Annotated in this window: 21 protein-coding genes; 16 read left to right on the top strand and 5 right to left on the bottom strand. The window is 57.6% G+C overall.

Annotation, left to right across the window (positions count from 1 at the left end):
- Positions 1-42: 42 nt before the first annotated feature.
- Positions 43-2,532, top strand: a complete 2,490-nt coding sequence (locus IV109_RS09985; RefSeq protein ID WP_296695458.1) for a serine/threonine protein kinase — start codon at positions 43-45, stop codon at positions 2,530-2,532.
- Positions 2,533-2,539: 7 nt separating this feature from the next.
- Here IV109_RS09985 and IV109_RS09980 read toward each other — a convergent pair whose 3' ends face one another.
- Positions 2,540-3,310 carry a 3-hydroxybutyrate dehydrogenase gene (locus IV109_RS09980; protein WP_296695453.1) on the bottom strand — a complete coding sequence of 257 codons (771 nt, stop codon included), beginning with the start codon at positions 3,308-3,310 and terminating at the stop codon, positions 2,540-2,542.
- Between the two features lie 116 nt (positions 3,311-3,426).
- On the opposite strand from IV109_RS09980, the gene IV109_RS09975 reads away from it, so the two are divergent.
- The 5 genes from IV109_RS09975 to IV109_RS09955 all read left to right on the top strand — a co-directional run bounded on the left by IV109_RS09975 (position 3,427) and on the right by IV109_RS09955 (position 10,836).
- Positions 3,427-4,323, top strand: a complete 897-nt coding sequence (locus tag IV109_RS09975; protein ID WP_296695450.1) for an alpha/beta hydrolase — start codon at positions 3,427-3,429, stop codon at positions 4,321-4,323.
- Between the two features lie 18 nt (positions 4,324-4,341).
- On the top strand, positions 4,342-6,570 hold the full coding sequence (locus IV109_RS09970; RefSeq protein WP_296695447.1) for a bifunctional (p)ppGpp synthetase/guanosine-3',5'-bis(diphosphate) 3'-pyrophosphohydrolase: 2,229 nt from the start codon (positions 4,342-4,344) through the stop codon (positions 6,568-6,570).
- Between the two features lie 114 nt (positions 6,571-6,684).
- Positions 6,685-7,380: a PilZ domain-containing protein gene (locus IV109_RS09965; protein ID WP_296695444.1), complete on the top strand. Its 696-nt coding sequence runs from the start codon at positions 6,685-6,687 to the stop codon at positions 7,378-7,380.
- A 199-nt stretch (positions 7,381-7,579) separates the two neighbouring features.
- Positions 7,580-8,911, top strand: coding sequence for an HD-GYP domain-containing protein (locus tag IV109_RS09960; RefSeq protein WP_296695441.1), 1,332 nt, complete (start codon positions 7,580-7,582; stop codon positions 8,909-8,911).
- A 2-nt stretch (positions 8,912-8,913) separates the two neighbouring features.
- Positions 8,914-10,836 (top strand): PAS domain-containing hybrid sensor histidine kinase/response regulator, encoded by a 1,923-nt coding sequence (locus IV109_RS09955; RefSeq protein ID WP_296695438.1) that lies wholly within the window; start codon positions 8,914-8,916, stop codon positions 10,834-10,836.
- Between the two features lie 75 nt (positions 10,837-10,911).
- On the opposite strand, the gene IV109_RS09950 is transcribed toward IV109_RS09955, so the two are convergent.
- Positions 10,912-12,432, bottom strand: coding sequence for a helicase HerA-like domain-containing protein (locus IV109_RS09950; RefSeq protein WP_296695435.1), 1,521 nt, complete (start codon positions 12,430-12,432; stop codon positions 10,912-10,914).
- Between the two features lie 58 nt (positions 12,433-12,490).
- On the opposite strand from IV109_RS09950, the gene IV109_RS09945 reads away from it, so the two are divergent.
- The 10 genes from IV109_RS09945 to IV109_RS09900 are packed head-to-tail and all read left to right on the top strand — an operon-like array spanning position 12,491 to position 21,334.
- Positions 12,491-13,225, top strand: a complete 735-nt coding sequence (locus tag IV109_RS09945; RefSeq protein WP_296695433.1) for a YebC/PmpR family DNA-binding transcriptional regulator — start codon at positions 12,491-12,493, stop codon at positions 13,223-13,225.
- Complete coding sequence (gene purD / locus IV109_RS09940; RefSeq protein WP_296695427.1) at positions 13,222-14,514, top strand: phosphoribosylamine--glycine ligase; 1,293 nt, start codon at positions 13,222-13,224, stop codon at positions 14,512-14,514. The genes IV109_RS09945 and purD overlap by 4 nt, the downstream gene beginning before the upstream one ends.
- 6 nt (positions 14,515-14,520) lie before the next feature.
- A complete protein-coding gene (gene hemF / locus IV109_RS09935; protein WP_296695424.1) occupies positions 14,521-15,453 on the top strand; it encodes an oxygen-dependent coproporphyrinogen oxidase in 933 nt (310 codons plus the stop codon).
- Positions 15,450-16,073, top strand: a complete 624-nt coding sequence (gene nadD, locus IV109_RS09930) for a nicotinate (nicotinamide) nucleotide adenylyltransferase (protein ID WP_296695421.1) — start codon at positions 15,450-15,452, stop codon at positions 16,071-16,073. Before hemF ends, nadD begins: the two co-directional genes overlap by 4 nt.
- Positions 16,073-16,816, top strand: coding sequence for a ribosome silencing factor (gene rsfS, locus IV109_RS09925; protein WP_296695419.1), 744 nt, complete (start codon positions 16,073-16,075; stop codon positions 16,814-16,816). Before nadD ends, rsfS begins: the two co-directional genes overlap by 1 nt.
- An 11-nt stretch (positions 16,817-16,827) precedes the next feature.
- Positions 16,828-17,295, top strand: a complete 468-nt coding sequence (gene rlmH, locus IV109_RS09920) for a 23S rRNA (pseudouridine(1915)-N(3))-methyltransferase RlmH (protein WP_296695416.1) — start codon at positions 16,828-16,830, stop codon at positions 17,293-17,295.
- A complete protein-coding gene (locus IV109_RS09915) occupies positions 17,288-17,890 on the top strand; it encodes a Maf family protein (RefSeq protein ID WP_296695411.1) in 603 nt (200 codons plus the stop codon). Before rlmH ends, IV109_RS09915 begins: the two co-directional genes overlap by 8 nt.
- Before the next feature lie 11 nt (positions 17,891-17,901).
- The gene (gene rng / locus IV109_RS09910) at positions 17,902-19,377 is read left to right on the top strand and encodes a ribonuclease G (RefSeq protein WP_296695408.1); all 1,476 of its coding nucleotides are present in this window, start codon (positions 17,902-17,904) and stop codon (positions 19,375-19,377) included.
- A gap of 20 nt (positions 19,378-19,397) precedes the next feature.
- The gene (locus tag IV109_RS09905) at positions 19,398-20,150 is read left to right on the top strand and encodes a polysaccharide deacetylase family protein (RefSeq protein ID WP_296695404.1); all 753 of its coding nucleotides are present in this window, start codon (positions 19,398-19,400) and stop codon (positions 20,148-20,150) included.
- Positions 20,147-21,334 carry a glycosyltransferase family 4 protein gene (locus IV109_RS09900; RefSeq protein ID WP_296695400.1) on the top strand — a complete coding sequence of 396 codons (1,188 nt, stop codon included), beginning with the start codon at positions 20,147-20,149 and terminating at the stop codon, positions 21,332-21,334. The genes IV109_RS09905 and IV109_RS09900 overlap by 4 nt, the downstream gene beginning before the upstream one ends.
- 16 nt (positions 21,335-21,350) lie before the next feature.
- Here IV109_RS09900 and msbA read toward each other — a convergent pair whose 3' ends face one another.
- The 3 genes from msbA to IV109_RS09885 are packed head-to-tail and all read right to left on the bottom strand — an operon-like array spanning position 21,351 to position 25,585.
- Complete coding sequence (gene msbA / locus IV109_RS09895) at positions 21,351-23,135, bottom strand: lipid A export permease/ATP-binding protein MsbA (RefSeq protein WP_296695399.1); 1,785 nt, start codon at positions 23,133-23,135, stop codon at positions 21,351-21,353.
- Positions 23,136-23,184: 49 nt separating this feature from the next.
- On the bottom strand, positions 23,185-24,342 hold the full coding sequence (locus tag IV109_RS09890; protein ID WP_296695397.1) for a glycosyltransferase family 9 protein: 1,158 nt from the start codon (positions 24,340-24,342) through the stop codon (positions 23,185-23,187).
- Between the two features lie 4 nt (positions 24,343-24,346).
- A complete protein-coding gene (locus IV109_RS09885; RefSeq protein ID WP_296695394.1) occupies positions 24,347-25,585 on the bottom strand; it encodes an O-antigen ligase family protein in 1,239 nt (412 codons plus the stop codon).
- Between the last annotated feature and the right edge of the window lie 14 nt (positions 25,586-25,599).

Raw genomic sequence — 25,599 nt, 5'->3', positions numbered from 1 at the left:
ATTCGGCCGTATTTCCCTGATCGCCTTACTTCTGCCTGATTCATGGTTGATTTTTCTCCGCTCTCTACTATCAAAAGAATGGCCAATGGCCAGCCATCGCAGTCACAAACCCAAATGCTGGGGCGTTTCGAGTTAAGGCGTGTTTTGGGGCAAGGCGCACAGTCAATAGTCTGGCTGGCCTTTGATCCGCGTTTGGAACGCGAGGTCGCCATCAAGCAGATGAAGCTGGGCAAGGGGTCGGATGCGTCGGCCATTGCGCAGTGGCTGCAGGAAGCCCGCAGCGTGAGCCGCCTCACCCACCCCAACATCGTTCCCGTGTTCGAGGCCGACGTGCACGAGCAGCAGCCCTACCTGGTATTTGAATACGTACCGGGGCAGACCCTGGCGGCAGTGCTGGGCAAGCGTGGTGCTTTGCCTGCGCATGAGGCTGTGCCCATGATGATGGATGTATTGAACGCCCTGATCACAGCCCATGCTGCCGGTGTGGTTCACCGGGATTTGAAGCCCTCCAATGTCTTGATTGACGAAGCGGGTCGGGCTCGTGTGATGGACTTTGGTATTGCGGCCCAGGTACAGAGTGCCCCCAGTGCGGGCAAGTCGGATCGGCCCGCACCCGATGGCGGAACACCTGGTTATATGTCGCCGGAGGCCGCAGAGGGCACCGCTGCGACGCCTTTGATGGATGTCTTTTCTGCGGGCATTGTGTTGGCCGAAATGCTGACAGGCAAACCGCTGATCAACGAACGCGATCCGTACCGGGCCATCTACCGTGTGGTACATGAACAACTTGAACTCCCCAAGGACCTACGGTCCGATGTGGACGACAAGCTGCGCTCCATCGCCTCGCGTGCCCTGGCGCGGGATCCCTCGCAACGCCACGCCAGCGCCAAGGTTTTCCATGACGAGCTTGCCGGCTGGGCTGGCGCGATGTCCAAACCACAAGAGGAGGACGGCGAAGGGGCTTCTGCCAGCAATGGCAACAGCACCCTTGATTTTTTGCTGCGACGGATGCGCCACAAGAGCGATTTCCCCGCCATGTCCGATTCGGTGGTCCGTATTCAGGGCATGGCCACCTCCGAAACCGAGAGCGTGGGCAGCGTCACCAATGAAATTTTGAAAGACGTGGCCTTGACCAACAAGCTCCTGCGCCTGGTCAACAGTGCCCATTATTCGCGGGGTAGCAGTATCAGCACGGTGTCCCGCGCTGTGAGTCTGGTGGGTTTCAACGGTATTCGCAATATGGCGCTCAGCCTGGTGTTGCTGGAGCATATGCAGGACAAGGCTCATGCCAATGTCCTGAAAGAAGAGTTCCTGCGCTCGCTGATGGCAGGGTCGATTGGCAGCGAACTGTGTCCGGTGGTTCGGGAAAGTGAAGAAGCCTTCATTGGCTCCATGTTTCAGAACCTGGGGCGCCTGCTGGCCGAATACTATTTTCCCGAAGAAGCGCGCACTGTACGCGGTCTGACTGCATCTGCCCGTCAGCCAGTCAGTGAGGCAACTGCCTCGGCCGGCGTGCTTGGCTTGAGCTATCAGGCTTTGGGTATGGGTGTGGCCAAAGCCTGGGGCTTGCCCGAGGGCATACAGCGTTGCATGAAAAAACCTGACGGTGCACCGCCCGCCCGGGCTCCGGAAGAGACATCGGAGCGTTTGCGCTGGATCGCCGCAGCGGCCAACGAAATTGCCGATATCCTGCTGCACGCTGACCCCAAGGACGTGACCGCGCGAGTGGCGCAGGTCGCCAAAAACTATGCCAAGACCATGGGCGTTAGCGTCGCGGCCGTGCAGCTGGCGACCACTGCGGCGCGCACCAAGCTCATCGAGCTGGCCAAAGCCATGGATCTCAAGGTCTCCCCCGGCTCGGCCGCATCCAAGCTGTTGAACGATCCGGACGAAGATCAAACCGGTGTACGCGGTAACCAGGGACAAGATCCGCCTGACACACTCGTGCCTCATGAGTTGCACGCAACGCAGACCGCACCCCCTGAAGCCGGTGCTGTGACGCCTCGCGACGTGAAACACGTGGCGGAAATCCTGGCGGCCGGCATTCAGGACATCACCAATGCCATGGTGGAGGACTTCAAGCTGACGGATGTGCTGCGCATGATCCTGGAAACCATGTTTCGGGCCATGGAGTTTCAACGCATCATTTTTTGTATGCGTGATCCCAAGATCGAGGCATTGACCGGCAGGTTCGGTCTGGGTGAAGGTGTGGAGCGGGTCGTCAAATCGTTCAGCGTTACGCTCAAGGGCAGCACACCGGATCTGTTCACCGCGGTTTGTACCAAAGGTGCCGACACCATGATCAGTGACGCCACCGAGCCGCGCATTGCCGATCGTCTGCCGGTTTGGTACCGCAAGTCGATCAATGCACCCACGTTTTTGCTACTTCCGCTCATCATCAAAGGCAAGCCTTTCGGCCTGATTTATGCGGACAAGGGAGAGAAGGGCGGTCTGATCCTGGACGAGAAAGAGCTGGCCCTGTTGCGTACCCTGCGCAATCAGGCAGTGATGGCGTTCAAGCAGTCCAGCTGACTTGGCGTCACTGCGCCGTCCAGCCGCCATCCATGTTCCAGGCTACGCCGCGCACGTTGTTGCCTGCGGGTGAGCAGAAGAACACAGCCAGGGCGCCCAGTTCATCCGGCGTCGTGAACTGCATGGAGGGTTCTTTTTCGCCCAGCAGCTGTTTGGTGGCTTCTTCATTGGAGATGCCCTGTGCAGCGGCTTTGGCATCCACCTGCTTTTGCACCAGCGGCGTCAGCACCCAACCGGGGCAAATGGCATTGCAAGTCACGCCGGTGGTGGCATTCTCCAGTGCGGTCACCTTGGTCAAACCGACCACGCCGTGCTTGGCGGCCACGTAGGCTGATTTTTCTGCAGAGCCCACCAGGCCGTGGATCGATGCAACGTTGATGATGCGTCCCCAGTCGGCGGCCTTCATGGCCGGCAACGCCAGACGCGTGGCGTGAAAAGCGCTGCTCATGTTGATGGCGATGATGGCGTCCCAGCGCTCCACCGGAAAATTCTCAATACGGGCCACGTGCTGGATACCGGCGTTGTTCACCAGGATGTCGACACGGCCAAACTGGGCGGCTGCATACTTCATCATGTCTTCAATTTCGGCGGGCTTGCTCATGTCGGCACCGTGGTAGGCCACTTTCACGCCCAGCGCAGAAACTTCGGCTTTCGGGCCGTCGACATCGCCAAAGCCGTTCAGCACGATGTTGGCGCCTTGGGCTGCCAGCGCCTTGGCGATGCCAAGACCAATACCGCTGGTGGATCCGGTGACGAGGGCTGTCTTGCCTTTTAGCATGGTGTTTCTCCGTAATGGGTCTGAGGGCGCTTCGATTGAATTAGGATAAGGTCATGAAGACAGTCGAGCGCACCTGGCTATCTGCACACTGACATTATCAAACCATTTATTGCACCATGTCTGAACCTAAGCTGAACTACGTACTGTGCCCTGATGCATCGGGTGGGCACCGCATGGCCTATTGGGAATGGGGTAACCCGCAGGGCAAGCATGTTGTTCTGTGCGTGCATGGCCTTTCGCGCCAGGGGAGGGACTTTGACGTGTTGGCACGTACCCTGTGTGAAAAGGCTGGCAATGACCTTCGGGTGGTATGCCCGGACGTGGCAGGACGCGGCCAGAGTGATTGGCTCAAAGACCCGATGGCCTATCAGATCCCTTCCTATGCAGCCGACATGCTGGTTCTGCTGGCGCAGCTCAAGCCCGTCACGCTGGATTGGGTCGGCACCAGCATGGGCGGCTTGATTGGCATGATTGTGTGCGGGCAAGCCGATTTGCCCTTGCCCACTCCCGTGCGGCGCCTGGTGTTGAACGACGTGGGCCCCAGCATTCAGTGGCAGGCCTTGCAGCGAATTGGTGAATACCTGGGCAAGGCAGGGCAGTTTGCCTCACTGCAGCAGGCAGCAGATGTCATGTGGGCCCTATCCACCAGCTTTGGGCCGCATACGCCAGCCCAGTGGCTGGAATTGTCACGCCATATGGTCAAGCCGGTGGGGGACGCTGCAGGCAGCGTCATCCTGCATTACGACCCTGCGATTGCTGTACCGTTTCGTAGCGTCACACAAGAGTCTGCGGCACAAGGCGAAGCCATGCTTTGGCATTTGTATGACAACATCAAGGCGACGACCCTTTTGACACGCGGTGCACAGTCCGACCTGCTCTCGCGTGACACTGCCCAGGCCATGACACGGCGCGGCCCCAAGGCAAGGCTGGTGGAATTTGAGGGCGTGGGCCATGCGCCCACCTTCATTGCAGACGATCAGGTGCAAACAGTGGCATCTTTCCTGCTTGACTAAGAATTTGGTGAAACCTGGATGAAAAGCACTTCAGCCGAGCACGATAGCTCGGCACCCTTGCCGCAGTTGATTGCCGCCACAGCACAGACCCTGCCGGAACAGGCTCATGCGCTGTCGCGCGCCCGTGCCTTTGCAGAGCCGCTGCTCAGCAGTGAAACGCTGGACACTGGCGAGAATATCCTGGCCCACGCCGATGCAGTGGCCGCCATCCTGAAAACCATTGGCGGATCCGAGGCCATGCAGGCAGCCAGTTACCTCGTCTATGCCTGTGATCATCTGAACAAGCCGCAGGAAGTCATCGCCAAGGCCTTTGGCGACAACTTTGCCGCGCTGGCGGTGGAGACCACCAAGCTGGTGCGGGTGCAGCGTCTGGCCCGCCAGACCCAGGTGGCCAATGCACGGGCGGCAACAGCGATCCCCATGGCCCAAACAGCCGCGGCGCAAACCGAGAACGTGCGCAAGATGCTGCTGGCTTTTTCGCGTGATTTGCGTGTGGTGATGTTGCGTCTGGCCTCGCGCCTGCAAACACTGCGCCATTTCGCGGCCACCAAGTTGCCAGTGCCACCCGGGTTGGCACGCGAGGCCCTGCAGGTGTTCGCACCTCTGGCCAACCGCTTGGGCATCTGGGAAATCAAATGGGAGATGGAAGACCTGGCATTTCGCTTTCTTGAGCCTGAAACCTATCGGGAGGTCGCCCGCCTGCTTGATGAAAAGCGGGTCGAGCGCGAAGCCTATGTGGAGCGTTTGCGTGCCAAGCTGCAAGAAGATCTGAAGGCGCAGGACATCGTGGCTACCGTGCAGGGTCGCCCCAAGCACATCTACAGCATTGTCAAAAAAATGCGCGGCAAGTCGCTTGGGTTTGACCAGGTGTACGACATCCGTGCCTTGCGCATCGTGGTGGCGAGTATTCCTGATTGCTATGCGGCCCTGAGCTGGGTGCACAGTCAGTTCACGCCGGTGAGCGATGAGTTTGACGACTACATTGCCAAACCCAAGGTCAATGGCTACCAGTCTCTGCACACGGTCGTGCGAGACCAGGCAGGGCAACCCATCGAGATTCAGATTCGCACCCAGGCCATGCACGATCATGCCGAACACGGTGTAGCCGCGCACTGGGCCTACAAGGAGGCTGGTGTCAAGGGGTATTCAGGTGTTTCGGCCAGCGGCGCCTACGATGCCAAGATCGCCGTGCTGCGCCAGTTGCTGGCCTGGGAGCGCGATCTTTCCGGCGGACACGAGCAGGGCGCCTTTGAGGATCGTATCTATGTCCTGACGCCAGATGCTGCCATTGTGGAGTTGCCTCAGGGCGCCACCGCGGTCGACTTTGCCTACAGCGTACACACCTTGCTGGGCCATCGTTGCCGTGGTGCCCGGGTAGATGGTGCCATGGTGCCGCTGAACACGCCGCTGAAAAATGGTCAAACTGTAGAGGTTACCGTGGCCAAAGAGGGAGGGCCCTCGCGCGACTGGCTCAATCCTGAACTGGGTTATCTGGTCAGCCACCGCGCCCGTGCCAAGGTGCGGGCCTGGTTCAACGCGCTGGCCATGGGGGAAACCGTGGCCAAGGGCCGGGAGGCGGTTGAAAAGCTGCTTCAGCGCGAGGGCAAGACCGCCATCAAGCTGGACGACCTGGCGTCGCAACTGGGCTTCAATTCGGCGGAAGAGCTTTTTGAGGTGGTCGGGAAAGACGAGTTCTCGCTGCGCAACATCGAAATTGTGCTGCGTCCGCCCGAGCCGGTGTTGCCTGAGGATGATTTTCCGACGCTGAGGAAACCGCGCAGCGCAGTCAACGCGGGCAAAGGCGGGGTGCTGGTAGTCGGTGTTGACTCCCTCATGACGCAACTTGCCAAGTGCTGCAAGCCCGCGCCACCCGATGCGATCTGTGGCTTTGTGACGCGGGGCAAGGGCGTGAGCGTGCACCGTACGGACTGCTCGAATTTGCGCGAGATGGTGGCCAAGAACGGGGAGCGCGTCATTGAAGTGGAGTGGGGTCATCCGCAATCCGCCGTACCTGCCGTTTACCCGGTGGACGTGGCGGTGGAGGCGGCCGACAGGCAGGGGTTGCTACGGGATATTTCCGAGGTTTTTGCCAAGGAAAAAATGAACGTCATCGGCGTGCAGACCCAATCGGTCAAGGGAACAGCCTGGATGACCTTCACCGTGGAAGTGACCCAGTCCGGTGGCCTGGCCCGGGTGCTGGGTATCGTGGCCGAGTTGAATGGCGTGCGTTCCGCCCGGCGCAGGTAACCAGCTTGTTCCCTCCACAGAAACGTAACCAAGTTCTGATAAATTCCGGGCGTAGACAAGCACCTTGGAATCCCCGCCGCAGCAAGCTGGCCCCACCTTCACCGAAAGCCATGGATGAAAGACGACATCAGCAGTGCCGACGTAGCCACCCTTGCCTTGCGTGGTCTGCGCCTGCGCCCTGGCATGGCCTTGCAGACGCGGCGAATTGTGGAGGGTGCATCCAAAAAGGAATCCCTTTTTCTAGCTGCCATTGAAGGCAAGGGTGTCATGGTGGGCCCCGTGGGGCCTGACGGCGCCAAGACCGAGCTGGAGGAGGGCGAGGTCTGCATTGTGCGCGGCTTCACCGGGCAGCATGAATTTTCGTTTCTGAGCAAAGTTCTGCAGACCTTTGAGAAACCTTTTGCTTATGCCTTGTTGCAGTATCCCAAACAGGTCGACGCTCGCCTGGTGCGCCAGTCGATGCGCATCAAGACGGCCATGCCTGCTGTGGTGACATTGCCGCTTGAGTCGAGCGGCGTCGGTGCTTCGACCCGGTCGGCGACCCTGATTGACATTAGCACCTCCGGCGCCATGGTGAGTTGCGCCACTGGTTTGGGAGCTATCGGCAGTGCCGTTAGCCTGTCGTTTTCGGTCGATTTTGAAGGCGCTCCAGTTGAACTGAATTTGGTCACCAGCATCTGCCACAGTAGCAACAGCAGTGCCACGGCCAACGGGCAGGATGGTTTTTTCATAGGGCTGGCGTTCAAGTCGGTCACGCAGCACGACAAATTGGTGCTGCACTACATGACCCAGTCCCGCCCCGGTCAATAGTTTCGAGACGCAATCTTCCCTTTATTTCTATTTCTGTTCATACCTCAGCGCCCCGGCAGGCGTCGCGGCAAATATTGCTTTCATGAATGCCGCATGGATGCAGCTTCTGCGTTAGACTTTTTCGGTAGGACAAGAATAGCTGTCGCACCAAAAGTTGTTGCGGCGAGCCTGTCGGAAATTTTACAAACAAGGGACTTTGATGGCGGTCGAATCCAGCGAGTTGACAGTTAACTATTTGAGTGCGGAGCAGTTGCGCGTCGGCATCTTTGTGATGATTGAATTGCCCTGGTTCAAGCACAACTTCACGCTGAGCAGTTTCAAGATTCGAAATGAAGACCAGTTGCGTGAGTTGCGTGGCCTGAATCTGCCTAAATACCGCTATGACCCTGCACGCAGTGATGCTCCGGCGCTTGCCGCACTGTCGGCATCAGCGCCGCTCCTTGCTGACATAGCAAGGCCGGTACCGGCAGCGCCCACGGAAATGCCCGCTGCTCCACCCAGTGAAGCGGACCTTGCCAAGCGCGAACGTTCTGCGGCCCAGGCAAAACGGCTGGAGCAGGTCGCCAACGTAGAGCGGGCCTTTGGCAAGGCGGTGGCCACCATGAAAAATCTCAACCGCAATCTGCTGTCCCGCCCCAAGGAGACGCTGCAGGATATGGGGGCTCTGGTGGAGCAGATGATTGATGCCTTTCTGGAAAGCCCCGAAGCGACCCTGCATGTCATGGGGGACAAGGCGGGAGGCGAGGAGGTGTACTTTCACAGCCTGAACGTCACCATCCTGGCCATGATGCTGGCAAAGGACATGGGACTGGATGCAGCGTCAGCCCGCGATTTGGGCATCGGCTCCATGATCCACGATGTCGGTTTGATGGATATTCCTGACAAAGTGCTCAGAAAGCCCCCTGAGGATTACAACAATGTGGAGCGGTCCCTGCGAAACCTGCACGTGGATTATGGGTCCGCGATTGGTGCCAAACTGGGACTGACGCCAGGAGCGCTGGCTGTGATTGATCAGCACCACGAATTGGCCGATGGCAGTGGTTTTCCCAAAGGCCTCAAGAGCGAGCGTATGACGGAGGCCGCGCGCCTGGTTTCGCTGGTCAATCACTATGACAATTTGTGCAATCCAGTGGACATCAAAAAGGCGATGACGCCCCACCAGGCGCTGTCATTCATGTTTGCGCAGCGACGCAGCAAGTTCGATGCAAAAGCCCTGCAGTTGATGATTCGCAGTCTGGGGGTGTATCCGCCGGGCTCCATCGTACAGTTGTCCACCGATGCACTGGCGATGGTGACCTCGGTCAATCCCAAGAAGCCTCTTCGCCCCTGGGTCATGGTTTATGACGAGGCAGTGCCCAAGGATCAGGCGATCATGCTCGACCTTGAAAAAGAAAGCGAAATCAATATCACCAAATCGATTTCGCCAGCTTTGCTGCCGCCGAAGGTTGCGGCATACCTCAATCCGCGTAAACGGGTGACTTACTTTTTTGACGGTGCGAGCGGCGATGCCAGTGCCAACCCCAAAGGGTGATAGTGAACCATTTGCCAGATCCCGGTCAGTTTGATTCGCTGCTGCTGCAGGCCAGCAGCGAGATTCTTCTGCTTATCGACGGTGACACTTCGTGCATTCTGGCCGCCAATACTGCGGCATCCGCGCATTTGGGTTATGCCGGTGAAAATTTGGTCGGCCAATCCATTGGCGAATTTGAGTGCGCGCTGTCCGACATGTTCTTCTGGGATGAGATGCGTTCGCACAACGGCTTGCGTGAAGTCGAGAGCTCGCTGCGTTGCGCCGACGGGCGGGTGCTCAATGTCACCAAGTCCGTGCAAAAAGTCAGTGACCTGCCGTTGCGGTATACGCTGCGCGCCGTGCCTGCATCGCACCAAAATCTCATTGAAACCGAATTGGCCAACATGGGGTCACGTCTGCGCGCTACCCTGGAAGCCACGGCCGATGGCATCTTGCTGGTGAACCACGAAGACGCCATCATCAACATGAATCAGCGCTTTTCGAGCATGTGGGGTTTGCCGGAAAATCTTCTGGTTGATCGCGATGATGCGGGCGTCATGCGTCATATGCAGTCGCAGTGCATCGAGCTGCTGGAAGGCAGGCAGGACCAGGGTTTTGAAACGCTGTACCTGAAGGATGGTCGGGTTTTCGAAAGCAGTGTGCACATCGCCAACGCGGGCAAGGAAGTCATTGGTCGTGTGTACTCGTACCGCGATGTGACCGAGCGCTACCGCACGCAGCAGGAATTGGTGCATGCTCACGACGAAGCCAAACGTGCCAGCGCTGCCAAGGGCGAGTTTCTGGCCATGATGTCGCATGAAATCCGCACCCCCATGAACGGTGTACTGGGCCTTGCCGAGTTGCTGTCTGGCACAGACCTCAATACCGAGCAAACCGAGTATGTGCGAACCATACGTTCCAGTGGCGAAACCCTGCTGGCCATTCTCAATGACATCCTCGATTTTTCAAAGATTGAGGCCGGCAAACTTCAGCTGGAGCGCACGGACTTTTCTCTGGCACCGTTGCTGGATGAGTTGACCGCCTTGTTCCGTTTCCGCCTGCGCGAGGGGGGTCCCACTTTCAGTTGCACGGCAGATCCGGCAACACCATCTGTGTTGCTGGGTGACGCAGTTCGACTGCGCCAGATCCTGTTCAATTTGGTGGGGAACGCCTTCAAATTCACCGAGCATGGCCGTATCGATGTCCGTGTCAGTTTGTCAGACGCGATCTCACCGCGCCTTGATTCGACCGAGGGCGCCAAGGTTGGCCTGCGCTTTTCGGTGCGCGATACCGGCATCGGACTCACGCCGGAGCAAGCCGGGCGCCTGTTCCGAAGCTTCGAGCAGGCCGACAGTTCTACCACCCGCAAATATGGTGGCACCGGCCTTGGCTTGGCAATCTGTAAACGACTGGTGGAAATGATGGGTGGGGAGATCGGCGTCAACAGCGAGCCAGGGCTGGGTTCTGAGTTCTGGTTCACCGCCACGCTGGGTGCGGCAGTCGCGGGGGCGAAGCGGCAGCCTGAAGGGCTTGACACCATGGCCGCCCCTGCGTTGCCTTTGACGAAACATGTGCGCGTTCTGGTCGTGGAGGATCATCCGGTGAATCGCATGGTGATGCTTGGATTGCTGCAGCGCCTGGGCGGAGGTGAGCCGGTTGTTGCAGAAAACGGGCAGGAGGCTGTGGATATGGCAGCCAACCAGACTTTTGACTTGATCCTGATGGATGCCCAGATGCCGGTCATGGATGGCCTGGAGGCCACGCGCAGATTGCGTGCTGCGGGATTGACTACCCCGATCATCGGCGTGTCCGCTGGCGCTCTGGATGAAGAGCGCCAAGCCGCTCTGGATGCCGGTGCGGATGACTATGTGCTCAAGCCCGTCAACGCGGCGACGCTCGGCGCGGCGGTAGCCCGGGCATTGGGTGGCAAACACGCCGGGATGTAGCTGTGGCCATTGAGTTCACGGTCGATGGCGATCTTGTTGCCGCAACTTCCTGCTGACCATGTGCCTGGAAAATTCTTAGCGTTTGGAGCCGCCAAATATGCCGCCGAGCACGCCACGGATGATCTGTCGGCCCACCTCGCGGCCTACCGCACTGGCGGCGCTGCGGATCATCTGCTCACCAGCGCTGGTGCGGGTTCGCCGCGCACCGCCGCCAAAAATGGAGCCAATGCTGTCGAGCAGACCCCCGCCAGCGGAGGTCTCCTGTGCTTTTTCGTCATTGGGTGTTGCGGGCGCCGCCGGCTGGGCACCCAGGCGTTCCTCGGTGCGGCCCTTGATCTTTTCAAAGGCAGAGTCGCGGTCCAGCGTTTTCTCATAGACCCCCGCCACGACCGATTCCGCCATCAGGGCCTTGCGCTGTTCGGGTGTGATCGGTCCGATCTGGCTTGCAGGTGGCAGCACGTACACGCGTTCGGTCACGCCCGGGCGGCCTTTTTCGTCGAGAAAACTCACCAGCGCCTCACCCACCGCCAGCTCGGTGATGGCGGCTTCGATGTCGAGCTGGGGATTTTGCCGCATGGTTTCGGCGGCGGATTTGACCGCTTTCTGGTCACGGGGCGTGAAGGCGCGCAACGCATGCTGCACACGGTTGCCCAACTGAGCCAGTACGGAGTCCGGAATATCCAGCGGGTTCTGCGTCACAAAATACACGCCCACTCCTTTGGAGCGTACCAGGCGCACCACCAGTTCAATGCGTTCCATCAACACCTTCGGCGCGTCGGCAAACAGCAGGTGGGCCTCGTCAAAGAAAAACACAATCTTCGGCTTGTCCAGGTCGCCCACCTCGGGCAAGTTCTCGAACAGTTCGCTGAGCAGCCACAACAGGAAGGTGGCGTACATGCGGGGCGAATTCATCAGCTTGTCGGCTGCCAGCACATTGATCACTCCGCGTCCGTTGGCGTCGGTTTGCATGAAATCCTCGATGTTGAGCATAGGCTCGCCAAAGAACTTGTCGCCGCCCTGGGCCTCGATCTGCATCAGGCCCCGCTGGATGGCGCCAACGCTGGCCGCGCTGATATTGCCGTATTCAGTGGTGAAGTCGGAGGCGTTGTCGCCCACCAACTGGCACATGGCCCGCAGGTCTTTCATGTCCAGCAGCAGCAGGCCATCGTCGTCCGCAATCTTGAAGACCAGTTGCAAAACACCGGCTTGCGTTTCGTTCAGGTTGAGCATGCGCGCCAGCAGCAGCGGCCCCAAATCGCTGACCGTGGCGCGTACCGGGTGGCCTTGTTCGCCATACACGTCCCACAGGGTCGTGGGGCTTGCTGCAAATTCAGGAGCTGTGAGTGCACGTTCTGCAAGGACTTTGGCCAGTTTTTCGCCCAACTTTCCAGCCTGGGAGATGCCGGTGAGGTCACCCTTGACGTCGGCCATGAACACCGGCACGCCGATACGGGAAAAGCCCTCTGCCATGGTTTGCAAGGTGATGGTCTTGCCGGTGCCAGTGGCCCCCGTGATGAGCCCGTGGCGATTGGCTTTGTCGGGTCGAAGAAAACATTGGGTCTCGCCGTGTTGTGCAATCAGGATCGGATCAGACATGAAACCCTCAAAAAGTACAATTGAGCCTGTAGCGTAACGAATTTTTGAAGGATTCCCCGTGGCAGGACATAGTAAATGGGCCAATATTCAGCACCGCAAAGGTCGCCAGGACGAGAAGCGGGGCAAGATCTGGACGCGCATCATCCGTGAAATCACGGTGGCAGCACGTGCCGGCGGCGGAGATTTGAGTACCAACCCCCGTCTGCGTCTGGCCATTGATCGGGCCAAGGCTGCCAACATGCCGGCTGACCGCATCAAATACAACATTGACAAGGCCACCGGCAACCAGGAAGGCGTGCACTACGAGGAAATCCGTTACGAAGGCTATGGCATTGGCGGCGCGGCCATTGTGGTGGACACCATGACCGACAACAAGGTCCGCACGGTAGCGGAGGTGCGCCACGCCTTCTCCAAATACGGCGGCAACATGGGTACCGAGGGCTCGGTGGTGTTTCAGTTCAAGCACTGTGGGCAACTGATATTCGCGCCCGGCACGAACGAAGACAAGGTGATGGAAGTGGCGCTGGAAGCCGGTGCCGAGGACGTGATTACCGATGATGACGGTGCCATTGAGGTGCTAACGGCCTTTGCCGATTTTGAGACTGTTAAAAATGCACTGGAAGCCGCAGGCCTGAAGCCGGAAATGGCCGAGGTCACCATGCGCCCCGAGAATCCGATTGAGCTTGCTGGTGAGGATGCCGTGCGCATGCAGAAACTGCTGGATGCCCTGGAAGAGCTCGACGATACACAGAATATTTACCACAACGCACAGATTGACAGCACTGCACTATGAACATACTTGTGATTGGCGGCGGTGGCCGTGAACATGCCCTGGCCTGGAAACTGGCACAGTCTCCCAAAGTGCAAACCATTTACGTAGCGCCGGGCAATGGCGGTACGGAACTGGATGCTCGTTTTGAGAACCTCAACATCACGGACGTTCAGAAGTTGCGTGCGTGGGCCATTGAGAACAGGATTGCACTGACCGTGGTGGGCCCCGAGGCGCCACTGGCCGCTGGTGTGGTTGATGAGTTTCGCAAGCACGGCCTGCGTGTGTTTGGCCCCACTCAGGCTGCTGCCCAGTTGGAGAGTTCCAAGGCGTTTTCCAAGGCCTTCATGAAACGCCACGGTATTCCCACGGCCGAATACGAAACGTTTTCTGATCCTGTGGCGGCACATGCTTACCTTGAGAAGCGCGGTGCACCGATTGTGGTCAAGGCCGATGGCCTTGCGGCTGGCAAGGGCGTGGTCGTGGCAATGACTTTGGCTGAGGCGCACGAGGCGGTGGACTTCATGCTGGTGGACAACACCCTGGGGGTGTCTCACAACGAAGGTGGCGCACGCGTTGTCATCGAAGAGTTTTTAGCCGGTGAAGAAGCCAGTTTCATCGTCATGTGCGACGGCAAGAATGTGTTGGCGTTGGCGACCAGCCAGGATCACAAGCGCTTGCTCGACGGTGACCAGGGCCCCAACACCGGCGGCATGGGCGCGTACTCGCCCGCACCGGTGGTCACGCCCGATGTGCATGCACGCGCCATGCGCGAGATTATTTTGCCGACCATCAAAGGCATGGAGCAGGATGGCATTCCCTATACCGGCTTCCTGTACGCCGGGCTCATGATCGATACCAATGGGCATCCCAAGACGCTGGAATTCAACTGCCGTATGGGTGACCCCGAAACCCAACCCATCATGATGCGTCTCAAGACCGATCTGGTCGACGTCATGCTGGCCGCAACTGAACCCGGTCCGCACGGCCGCCTAGATAACGTCGAGTTGGAGTGGGATCGTCGCACCGCATTGGGTGTGGTTGTGGCTGCGCATGGCTATCCGTTGCATCCGCGCAAGGGGGATGTCATTTCGGGTTTGCCCAAGGAGGAGGACGATGCCGCCGTATTCCACGCCGGCACGGCCATCCAAGAGGGCGATGTGCTCACCACCGGCGGACGCGTTTTGTGTGTCACCGTGCTGGCGGATAACGTGCGTCAGGCGCAGCAGCGGGCCTATGAAGTGCTGCGGGGCATTCATTTCGACGGTATGCAATACCGCACGGATATCGGTCATCGCGCTGCCAAGGGTTGAGACCTCATGACTGCATTGGAGAAAAACACCCCCCGGACTGAGACCGTTCGCGCGTACCTGCAGGGCCTGCAAAGACGCATTACCACAGCCATTGCCGACCTGGATGGAGGCTCTTTCCTGACGGATGTCTGGCACAAGGCACCGGGCGAAATGCTGCAGGGCAACGGCATTACCCAAATTCTGGAGAGCGGCCCGGTCTTCGAGCGTGCCGGATGCGGTTTTTCCCATGTCCGCGGCCCCAAATTGCCGCCATCGGCTACGCAACACCGCCCCGAGCTTGCGGGCGCAGCGTTCGAGGCGATGGGCGTTTCTCTCGTGTTCCATCCGCGCAATCCCTACGTGCCGACGGTTCACATGAATGTACGCATGCTCGCGGCCACCGGCAGTGATGGCCAGGAAGTGTGCTGGTTCGGTGGGGGCATGGACCTGACCCCATACTACGGCTTTGAAGAAGACGCAGTGCATTTTCACGCCACCTGCAAGTCTGCACTGGAGCCTTACGGCAGTGATAAATATCCGCGCTTCAAGACTTGGTGCGATGAGTATTTTTATCTGAAACACCGCTCGGAGCAGCGCGGTATTGGCGGCATCTTTTTTGATGACTTTTCAGAACTGGGCTTTGACCAAAGCCTTGCCATGATGCAGGCTGTTGGCAACGCTTTTCTGGCTGGCTATTTGCCCATTGTGGAGCGTCGCAAAGATATGCCTCATGGTGAGCGGGAACGGGCGTTTCAGCTTTACCGGCGTGGTCGCTATGTCGAGTTCAACCTGGTTTTGGACCGGGGCACGCACTTTGGCCTGCAGTCGGGTGGCCGTACCGAATCCATTCTTCTGTCCATGCCGCCTCTGGTGAGTTGGTCATATCAGAATGTGCCGGAACCCGGTACGCCTGAAGCCGATCTGTATTCCCAATTTTTGGTGCGCAAGGACTGGGTTTGACTGAGGCTCAAGTTCAAGCTTCGCCCAAGCGAATCGGTGTTTTTGGCGGCGCCTTCGACCCGCCTCATGCCGCGCACATGGCTTTGGCGCGGGCCGCTGTTGCAGATTTGCAACTCGATGAGCTTCGTATCATCCCAACAGGCCAGGCGTGGCACAAGGCCCGGACCTTGAGCCCAGTCCATCACCGCCTGGCGATGGCGCAACTGGCCTTTTCCGGTTTGCCCCGCGTGGTCGTCGATCCCCGTGAAACGCAGCGCGCAGGCCCGACCTACACCGTGGACACTTTGCGTGAGTTGAAAGCACAATTCTCGGATGCCGAGTTGTTTCTCATCATTGGCGAGGATCAGGCGCATTTGCTGCCCAACTGGCACGCTTGGCAGGAAGTTCTGCAACTTGCTATAATTTGTGTAGCTGAGCGTGAAGATTTGACGGGGGCCAGACCCCGATTTATTGCTCCCAGTGCGCATGAATCCCGTTTTTTGCGCCTGAAAATGCCAGCCATGCCTGTAAGCGCCACGGAGATCCGGGCTCGAATTGCAGCGCATCAAGGCCTTGCCCCACTGGTTTTTGAACCAGTTGCGCGTTATATTGACGATCACCATCTTTACCAGACTACTTGATGACTACCACAACCCTTGCCAAAAAAGACATTCAAAAACTCCAGCGCGCCATTGTTGATGGCCTGGAAGACGTGAAAGCCCAGGATATTCAAGTCTTTGATACGGAGCATTTGTCAGCCTTGTTTGAGCGGGTGATCATTGCATCGGGTACCTCCAATCGCCAGACCAAGGCGCTGGCAGGAAGTGTGCGTGACGCAGTTCGGGACGCCGGTTTTCCCAAGCCCCGCATTGAGGGCGAGGGCAATGGCGAGTGGATCATCGTGGATTGCGGTCAGGCCGTTGTGCACGTCATGCAGCCGAATTTTCGACAGTATTACAACCTGGAAGAGCTCTGGGGCGAAAAGCCGGTGCGTTTGAAGTTTGGCGCGGTCAAGCCCGGTGACAAAGAGATTGTGGCACCGGCGAAAGAAACGAAAGAAGTCGTCAAGCCAGAAGGTAGTTTGAGGCGCTCCAATGCGGCTAAGAAGGGCGTCGCCGATGCATTCCCATCCAAGGCGCAGGTGAAGAAAACGGCCGCTGCTGCCGCCAAGACTTCGGCGTCCAAAACACCGGCAAAGAAGGCCGCTGCCAAGAAGGCCCCTGCGAAGACGACGACGGCAACGGCGGAAAAAAAGACACCGCTGACCAAGTTGATCGTGAAGGCACCCGCCAAGGTTGCAGCCAAGGCCGCAGCGAAAAAAGCACCAGCCAAGGCTGCGGCGAAGAAGGCGCCTGCCAAAAAACCTGCAGTTCGTAAAGCCTGACTGGGGTCTGCGTGAGGTTGGTGATTGTGGCGGTAGGCCAGAGAGTGCCCGATTGGGCACAGACGGCCTGGGACGACTATGCCAAACGCTTTCCGTTTGAGCTCAAGGTAGAGCTCAAAGCTGTCAAGACCGAGCCCCGAGGCTCCAAATCCCTCGAAACCCTGTACGCCGCAGAGCGCGCTCGGATCGAAGCGGCAATACCCAAGGGTTGCCGCATCGTGGCGCTGGATGAGCGTGGCACCACACTCACCACTGTTGCACTGGCATCGAAGCTGCAGAATTGGCAACTGGAGGGTGACGATGTGGCACTGGTCATCGGCGGACCGGACGGCCTTGACCCGGCGTTCAAGCAAGCCGCGCATGAACGCGTTCGTTTGTCAGACCTGACCTTGCCTCACGCCATGGTTCGTGTGCTGCTGATCGAGCAGCTGTACCGTGCCTGGTCCATCAATGCCAATCATCCCTACCACCGTGAGTGACTTTATTTACCTTGCCTCGCAAAGCCCGCGACGGCGTCAATTGCTGGAACAGTTGGGTGTGCGTCATGAGTTGTTGCTGCCTGATGCCAATGAAGATTCGGAGGCATTGGAGCTTGTACTGCCTAACGAAGCACCTACCGCCTATGTGAAGCGGGTGACGCAGCTCAAGCTGGATGCGGCCTTGTTGCGTATGAAGCGCCGGAGTTTGCCAGTGGCCCCGGTTCTTTGCTCGGACACCACCGTCGCTTTGGGGCGAACCATTTATGGCAAACCACAGGACGCGGCCGATGCCCGGCGCATGTTGGCCGAACTCTCGGGTCACAGTCACCGTGTCCTGACAGCGGTGGTTTTGGGCACGGCACGCAAACGCGAGCAGGCTTTGTGCGAGTCGCGCGTGACCTTTGCGCCAATGAGCTCTCGCCAGATCCAAACCTATGTCGCGTCAGATGAGCCTTTGGGCAAGGCCGGTGCCTATGCGGTGCAGGGCAAGGCGGCTGCATTCATTTCGCACATGAGCGGAAGCTACTCTGGCATCATGGGGCTGCCCATGTTCGAGACGGCACAGTTGCTGCGCTCTTTTGGATTCAAAATTTAAGCAGGCGACACATGCAAGAAGACATTTTGATCAACTGGTCCCCACAGGAGACACGTGTCGCCATCGTTGAAAACGGTGCCTTGCAGGAACTGCACGTCGAGCGTACTCTGGAACGTGGTCTGGTTGGCAATGTGTACCTGGGCAAAGTCGCCCGTGTGTTGCCCGGTATGCAGTCAGCATTCATTGACATTGGCCTGGAGCGTGCCGCCTTTTTGCATGTGGCGGATGTCTGGCATCGCCAGCCCGATGGTGAGCCGCCCAGCATGGCGCGCAATACCCAGGTGCAGATCCCGATTGAAAAACAGGTCTTCGAGGGCCAGGCCCTGATGGTTCAGGTCATCAAGGACCCGATTGGAACCAAAGGCGCCCGTCTGTCGACGCAGATCAGTATTGCGGGTCGCCTGCTCGTGTTTTTGCCGCAGGATGACCATGTGGGCGTGTCGCAAAAAATCCCTCAGCATCAGCGTGACGAACTGCGCTCGCGGTTGCAAGCTCTGACGGGCACCGAGGGCGGTGGGTTCATTCTGCGCACCAATGGCGAGGACGCCTCGGACCAGGAGTTGGCGGATGACATCAGTTATTTGAGAAAGGCCTGGGCCCGTATCAAGGGGGCATCCGTGCGACTGCCGCCTCTGTCTCTGCTACACCAGGACCTGAACCTGTTACAGCGGGTATTGCGCGATCTGGTGGGGGAGAGCACCCAGACTATTCGGGTAGATTCACGCGAGCAGTTCGAGGCACTCAAGACCTTTGGTCTTGAGTTCATGCCGACAACGGCAGCGAAGCTGCAGCATTACAAGGGCGAGAGACCCATTTTTGACTTGTACGGGATCGACGAGGAAATTGCCAAGGCACTCGGGCGGCGGGTTGACCTGAAGTCCGGTGGTTACCTGATTGTGGATCAGACCGAGGCTTTGACCACTGTCGATGTGAATACCGGCGGTTTTGTCGGTGCCCGCAATTTTGACGACACTATTTTCAAGACCAACCTGGAGGCGACGCAGGCCATTGCACGGCAGCTGCGCCTGCGCAATCTGGGTGGGATCATCATCGTGGATTTCATTGACATGGCCCGTGACGATCATCGGGAGTCCGTTTTGGCGGAATTCAGAAAGCAGTTGATGCGCGATCGTGTGAAAACGATGGCCGGTGGGTTTTCCCAATTGGGTCTGGTCGAGATGACGCGCAAGCGTACCCGTGAGTCCCTGGCGCACATGTTGTGTGAACCTTGTCCTGTCTGCGAGGGCAAAGGGATCGTCAAGACTGCGCGCAGTGTGGCCTATGACATCTTCCGCGAAATTCTGCGCGAGGCACGCCAGTTCAATCCGCGCGAGTTTCGCGTGGTCGCATCTCCCAAGGTAATCGAGCTTTTTCTTGACGAAGAAAGCCAGCATCTGGCGGGTCTGAGTGAGTTCATCGGCAAGCCGGTGTCCCTGCAGAGCGAAGGCGCCATGGGGCAAGAGCAATACGATATTATTCTTTTGTAGTCTGCGCGACCCCACTGTTTATGCCCAGCTCTCGCACCGTCATCCGGTCTCCGATTCCGATCCTCACTTACCACCAGATTGACGCGGCCCCCCCCCAAGGGGCGGCCTTTCGAAGCCTGTATGTCTCGCCAGCCAGTTTTGCACGCCAGATGGCTTTTCTGCGCATGTTGGGCTACCGGGGTTTGTCGATGTCGGCGCTGTTGCCTTATTTGAAGGGCGAGAAGGTTGGCAAGGTTGTGGGCATCACGTTTGACGATGGCTATCTGAACAATTTGACCCATGCCTTGCCGGTGTTGGAGCGCCACGGATTTTCTTCCACCTGCTACATCGTGAGCCAGCAGGTCGGTAAGACCAACGTGTGGGACCGGGAGCTTGGTATCGCCCAAACGCCATTGATGGATGCCTCGCAATTGCGTCAGTGGCTGGCGGGTGGACAGGAGATTGGTGCACACACGCGACATCATGTGCGCCTGACTCAGACCGATGGGCCCACCTGCGTGCAGGAAATCTCCCTCTGCAAATTGGAACTGGAAAGCATGACAGGGGCGCAAGTGCAACATTTTTGCTACCCCTACGGCGATTACACGGCCGATCATGTGTCGATGGCCAGAGCGGCCCAATTCAAGTCTGTGACCACCACGCAGCGTGGCCGATGCCAGTCTGGGGAGGACATGATGCAATTGCCGCGAGTGCCGGTGTTGCGTTCAACCAGTTTGCCTTTGCTGTGGTTAAAGCTGGCCACGGCTTATGAAGACCGGCGGCGGGCCGGATGAGTGAGTCCCAAGTTAAAGGCGAGTTGGCCTCCGGCAGGCGCTTGCGCATCGCCGTTTTCAATCGAATTTTTTCTCCAAGCGGCGGCGGGGCTGAACGTTATTCGATTGCTCTGGTTGAGCAATTGGCGCAAGACCACGAAGTCCATGTTTTCGCCCAACAGATCAATCATCAATGGCCCGGGGTGACCTATCACAAGGTGTCATCGCCGCTGACAAAGCCGCGCTGGATCAATCAACTGTGGTACGCCACCTCCACATGGTGGGCAACGCGTCGTGGTTTCGATGTTGTGCACTCACATGAAAATACCTGGCACGGGCAGGTTCAAACCGTGCATGTATTGCCGGTCAAGTACAACCTTTTTCATGGGCGCAGTGGCTGGCGTCTGGCTGTGCGCTGGCTGAAAGTGGTCACCAGCCCGCGGCTGCTGGCGTATCTCGGATTGGAAGGTGTCCGCTTTTCAAGACGTGCCAATCGCTGTATTGTCGTTACTTCCAATAGCCTGAAGAATCAGATGGCTGCTACCTACCCGGCCACTGGCGATGCGCTGCAGATCGTGACGCCGGGTGTCTCCCGTGTCAGTGGCGTTGCAAGCTCGGCACAACAACTCGCCGCGCGCCAGGGTTTGGGATTGCCCCTGGCCGGATTTGGCATTTTGTTCGTTGGCAACGATTATCGAAAAAAGGGATTGGATGCCCTGTTTCAGGCTTTGATTCGGTTGCCAGACCAGGCCTGGTTGGCTGTTGTTGGCAATGCTGCACATATTCCTGAATTCCGGGCGCAGGCCCAGGCAGCGGGTATCGCGCACCGTGTATTTTTTCTCGGCGCCATGAACGATGTCAGCGAGGCCTACCGTGCGGCAGATTGCCTGGCGCATCCGACTCTGGAGGATACTTTTGCGATGGTGGTACTGGAAGCCATGTCGCACGGCCTGCCGGTCGTGGTCAGTAGTGGGCAGCACTGCGGCATAGCAGAACTCCTGAACCATGAAACCCATGCCTTGATCCTTTCCAACCCCCGTGATGTCGCGGCTTTGGGCAAGGCTTTGAATAGGCTGCTTCAGGACCCGGAACTGCGGCGGAACCTTCGAGACGCCAGCCTGGCATTTGCCGGCCAGCACCAATGGTCCAACATCGCGCGGCAGCAGGAAAAAATCTACTACGCGGTGGCCAAGGCCTCTGATTGACTCGCCAGCATCCGGTTCAAGTCTCCGGCAGAACTGGCTCTACCTCCACTTCGGGCGACTCCGGGGTGCCGTCATGCAAACCAAGTCGGTAAAGGCGCGCGTACTGGCCTTCGTGCTGTATCAGTTCGGTGTGGTTGCCTGTTTCAACAATCCGGCCGGCTTCCATCACCACAATCCGGTCAGCATGATGCACAGTCGATAGCCTGTGGGCAATCACCAGTGTGGTCCGGTTTTGCATGAGTCGCTCCAGCGCCTCCTGGACAGCGCGTTCCGATTCTGAGTCCAGTGCCGAGGTCGCCTCGTCAAGAATCAGGATGGGGGCGTCCTTGTAAAGCGCTCGTGCGATGGCAAGACGCTGACGCTGCCCACCGGACAACTGCATGGCATTGTGCCCAACCTCGGTGTCGATCCCGCGAGGAAGCTCGGCAATAAAGCGCTCCAGATTCGCTGCCCGAAGGCACTCGGTTACCTTGTCCCTGTCAATGCTTTGACCCAATGCGACATTGGAGGCAATGGAGCCGTTCAGCATGACCACATGCTGGCTGACCACGGCAAACTGGGTTCGCAGGGCATCAAGTTTCCAGTCGCGCAACTCATGTCCATCAAGCTCAATAGAGCCTGAGCTGGGCTCGATGAAGCGAGGCAGCAGGTTGACCAGGGTTGTCTTGCCAGCGCCCGAAGCACCCACCAAAGCTACCGTTTCTCCAGGGCTGATAGAGAGTGAAAAATTGTCTACAGCCGGCGCAGCATCCGAATGAAAGCCGACTGTTGCTTGTATAAAGCGGATATGCCCGCTTGCCCGCGGCTTTGAAAAACTGCCCCCCACTTCGCCAGGCGTTGTTTCGATCAACTCCAGACCACGCTCAATGGCGGCCAATCCACGGGTGACGGGACTGGCCACTTCCGACAAATGCTTGATGGGTGCGACCAGCATCAGCATCGCAGTAACAAAAGCCACAAAGGAACCCACCGAACTGTTGTCGGTTTCACTTTGTATCAGGGCCATTGAAATGACGGCGGACAGTGCGACGGCCGCCAGCATCTGCGTCATCGGCGTCATGGCCGCTGATGCCACAGCGGACTTGATCGAGAGGCGGCGAAGGGCGTCACTGAGCACGCCAAAGCGGGCCATTTGTCCCGCTTGCGCCGCGTGCAGTCGAACATCACGATGTGCCAGTACGTTTTCTTCCACCACATAGGCCAGGTCATCGGTGGCAACCTGACTGGCCTTGGTCAGTCGGTAAAGTCGCGACGACAGTACATGCATCACATAGGCCACTGCGGGAAACAGGAAAGCCACAATTAGTGTCAGTTTCCAGTTCAAATAAAACAAATATCCCACCAATGCCAGCAGTGTGAAGCTGTCCCGGACCAGGCCCATCAAGGCATGGGTCAGCATGGCCGATCCGTTGTAAACCTCGTAGACAACGGAGTTGGTCAACGTGCTGGATGACTGGTTGCGGAACAGAGGCAATTGGGCCGTGAGAATTTTCTGGAACATGGCGCGACGCAAATTCAGCAATCCGGTGTTGGTAAATGTGGCCAGTGCAAACTGGGCCACAAATCCCGCCAGACCACGGATTCCGAACAGCAAAATCAGGGCAACCGGGACCACCCAGAGGTTGAATGCCCCTTTGTTGAATCCCTTGTCAAGCAGCGGTTGCAACAAGGCCGGTATGAGGGGTTCCGTGAAGGCGGCCAGCACAGTGGCAAGAATTGCCAGCATCCATGCTCCCTGACCCGGCCGAAAGTGTGGCCAGATGCGCTTCAAGCGGGCAATAAATTGAAATAGTGAATTCATGTTCTGATCGAGTCTTGGCGTTGGGGGCTGCAAGAAAGTTGCTCGTGACCTAGACGCCATCGAGGTACAAGGCTGCTTGGTCTATGGTTAACTGATCTGTCACGTAACAGGTTTTTTCAGCAATCTCGTGAGGTGCGATATCGTTGACATCCGCTGAGCTTGCGCAAGCGAATGCAACAGTGGGTCGAGAGGGAAGCCTCCATTCGGGCCGGATGCTTGAACTGAACAGGCCAACCATCGGGGTTGAAGTGGTGGCCGCGAGATGCATCAACCCCCCATCTGCGCAAATTACCCCCTTGGCCGCCGCCAGAAGGTCATGACTTTGTGCGATGGAACATTTGCCCACATAGTCATGCAGACGCACGGAATTCCTAAATTGCTTTTGCAGGCGCTGGGCTTCTGCGAGGCCGTTGCCACTGCCAACCAAAAGGAACTCATGATTGCCGCGCTGGATCAGCTCTGAAATCACAGATGACCATCCTGTGTAAGTACGCAAGGGGTCAACGCCACCAAGACACAGCCCAATGGCGTTTTTGACCTCAGAGGTTTGAGACTGGAAATCGTCCGAGGTCATTTGCGTCTTGAGCTTTTGACAAGCGTGCCGGGAAAATTCAGCGGGCGTTAAATCCAAGCTCAGTAAGTCCGAAAGGCGCTGGGTTACATAGCCAGCCCGATGGTAATCCGGTCCTGAAAAACTCTCCAGAAGGGAGACCCATGGCAAGTTCCTGAAATATTTGCGCTTGTGCTGAAGGGAGCGTCGTTTGTTGCTTAGAACAATCGCGAAATCGTAGGGAACTTCAGTCAGTGATGAAGCGTCGTCCGTCACGTTTTCAAACCATGGATCATTTTGGAATACGTGCGCAATGAATTTGTCGGTCAACAAGTCCATGCGAAAGCCCTCATCCTTCAGCAGTGAACGAGGCGCGAGGTCCATCAGTGCGTCCCCCATTTGCCCTTCGCCAAAGTAGAGCCAAAGGCCACGTTTTCCGACGAGCGCCAATGAGTCCAGCTTGCTTTTCGCCTGCCCCGAGCTTGCGAAAATCAGCCGTCTTCTCAAGGCTCGCCATCCCAGTCGCTGATATCCCATCTCGGTCATGTAGTCCTCCGTAGGAACAACGCCAACCGGCTTTGTCAGCTGTGGAGTGATGGTTTCGAGCGCAACGTGTTTCAAATAGCGATCTAGCAGGGAAGGGGTCTGATGGGACATGAACTCAGCCAGGCTCCGTGTCGCGTTCCCGCATGTTGGCCAGACAGGCCAAAAGAACGAAGGTCCAACCTTCCGATTCGTTGTGAAGTGACGAGTCCGTGACCGCATTCACCAGAAAGATAATCAGTCCAATCCTCACAATCCCCTTTAACCAGATATCCCGATGACGACCCGCACTCTGGTAAATCTGTTGCACAAGGCAAAAGAAAATAATCAAACCGATAATGCCGTGTTGCGATAGCAGCGTCAGATACTCATTGTGGGCGTGTCTATGCAATTCCTTATGCAACGGATTCTCAGGCTTTTCTAGATTTTTGCGAAATTTTCCTGGTCCATTACCTGTTAATGGTGCATCAAGAAACATGTTGAAGCTCATACTCCAATAATGAAGCCGGTTTCCACCACTTGTATTTGTATTACTATTTTCAGCATAAGCTCTGGCTTCACGTGCAATCGAATCTATCCGTTCTTGAATGCGTCCCGATAATTCATAAAGGGCCACGCTAGACATAAGAATGGCGAGAGCGACCATGACCCGAAGATGCACATGCGAGATGTAATTTAGGACGATTAGTAGGGAAATAGCTATGACCGCAATCAGTGCTGTGCGCCCGTGAATGAGTGTCACGATGTCAATTATGCAAATGGTCGCCATGGCAGTGCAGAGCCATTTCGTGCGGGGATAGCGGATGGCCGACAAAACACAGACTACAAAAAAAATAGAAACATGAAATCCGTGGACAATGTGATTACGCCAATAGACTAGACTCGTTTCGGAGTAGCTCCCATCACGAAATTGCGACAAGTCAAGCGAAGTCAGGCGCATCAGTCCCGTCCCGTCCAGCAGTGTCGGGAGCATGAGGCTCAAGACGCCAAAGCCATACGCGATCATCAGCCGCTTTGCCCATTTGACATCCCGGTACACCATCATGAATACAGGAATGATGAGCAATTTTCGGTATTTTTTGACATCGAACATGGCCATGTCGAGAGGCGCGCTCGTATAGAGCAACCCAAGTGCGATATAGGCAAAAAGCAGCAAGGCCAACAGGCCCGTGTTTTGCCGGCATGCCAGAAAGAATGTCCGGTAATACGCCGTTGAGGCGAGCGCGCATCCGAGCAAGCCAACAAAGCCAATGTAAAAGAAGGCGTGTGACCACGGCAGTCCAAAAATCATGACGAGGCCAAACCAGCCTGCTGCGGGGTAGGTGAACGCCGAGATTTTCTGTTGAACTTGGTGCATCGTTTTTATGGAAA

The sequence above is a fragment of the Rhodoferax sp. genome (genome assembly GCF_018780565.1).
Classification (GTDB): Bacteria; Pseudomonadota; Gammaproteobacteria; order Burkholderiales; family Burkholderiaceae_C; genus Rhodoferax.
The sequence above is the reverse complement of the archived record's forward strand: the minus strand, read 5'-3'. Positions and strand labels throughout refer to the sequence as shown.

Coding starts and splice junctions, on each gene's coding strand:
- IV109_RS09905 (WP_296695404.1), top strand. CDS start 19,398: ATGCCCAGCTCTCGCACCGTCATCCGGTCTCCGATTCCGATCCTCACT.
- IV109_RS09970 (WP_296695447.1), top strand. CDS start 4,342: ATGAAAAGCACTTCAGCCGAGCACGATAGCTCGGCACCCTTGCCGCAG.
- IV109_RS09950 (WP_296695435.1), bottom strand. CDS start 12,432: ATGTCTGATCCGATCCTGATTGCACAACACGGCGAGACCCAATGTTTT.
- purD (WP_296695427.1), top strand. CDS start 13,222: ATGAACATACTTGTGATTGGCGGCGGTGGCCGTGAACATGCCCTGGCC.
- IV109_RS09965 (WP_296695444.1), top strand. CDS start 6,685: ATGAAAGACGACATCAGCAGTGCCGACGTAGCCACCCTTGCCTTGCGT.
- IV109_RS09985 (WP_296695458.1), top strand. CDS start 43: ATGGTTGATTTTTCTCCGCTCTCTACTATCAAAAGAATGGCCAATGGC.
- rng (WP_296695408.1), top strand. CDS start 17,902: ATGCAAGAAGACATTTTGATCAACTGGTCCCCACAGGAGACACGTGTC.
- IV109_RS09900 (WP_296695400.1), top strand. CDS start 20,147: ATGAGTGAGTCCCAAGTTAAAGGCGAGTTGGCCTCCGGCAGGCGCTTG.
- hemF (WP_296695424.1), top strand. CDS start 14,521: ATGACTGCATTGGAGAAAAACACCCCCCGGACTGAGACCGTTCGCGCG.
- IV109_RS09890 (WP_296695397.1), bottom strand. CDS start 24,342: ATGTCCCATCAGACCCCTTCCCTGCTAGATCGCTATTTGAAACACGTT.
- IV109_RS09975 (WP_296695450.1), top strand. CDS start 3,427: ATGTCTGAACCTAAGCTGAACTACGTACTGTGCCCTGATGCATCGGGT.
- IV109_RS09980 (WP_296695453.1), bottom strand. CDS start 3,310: ATGCTAAAAGGCAAGACAGCCCTCGTCACCGGATCCACCAGCGGTATT.
- IV109_RS09885 (WP_296695394.1), bottom strand. CDS start 25,585: ATGCACCAAGTTCAACAGAAAATCTCGGCGTTCACCTACCCCGCAGCA.
- msbA (WP_296695399.1), bottom strand. CDS start 23,135: ATGAATTCACTATTTCAATTTATTGCCCGCTTGAAGCGCATCTGGCCA.
- IV109_RS09960 (WP_296695441.1), top strand. CDS start 7,580: ATGGCGGTCGAATCCAGCGAGTTGACAGTTAACTATTTGAGTGCGGAG.
- rsfS (WP_296695419.1), top strand. CDS start 16,073: ATGACTACCACAACCCTTGCCAAAAAAGACATTCAAAAACTCCAGCGC.